Origin of the sequence: Microvirga pakistanensis, assembly GCF_004458765.1 — a bacterium.
GTDB classification, from domain to species: Bacteria; Pseudomonadota; Alphaproteobacteria; order Rhizobiales; family Beijerinckiaceae; genus Microvirga; species Microvirga pakistanensis.
The window spans coordinates 1-223 of sequence record NZ_SPJX01000176.1; the positions used below are offsets into that span (position 1 = coordinate 1).

Annotated in this window: 1 protein-coding gene; it reads left to right on the forward strand. The window is 64.6% G+C overall.

Features of this window, described 5'->3' with window-relative positions; genetic code table 11:
* Positions 1-223: helix-hairpin-helix domain-containing protein (locus tag E4K09_RS07610; protein ID WP_483238016.1), on the forward strand; the 223-nt coding region annotated here is incomplete at both ends.

The window sequence follows — 223 nt, forward strand, 5'->3', positions numbered from 1 at the left end:
CTTTTGCTGCGCCATTCTCAATTCGCAGCCAATGGGCTTCTATGCGCCCGCCCAGCTGGTGCGGGATGCCAAAGCTCACGGGGTCGAAGTGCATCCTGTCGACATCAACCAGTCCCGCTGGGACTGCACCCTGGAGCCGACCCGGAGCCCGAAGCGTTTCGCCGTCCGGCTCGGGTTCCGGATGGTGCATGGCTTGGCGAATGCCCATGGCGCCCTGATCCCG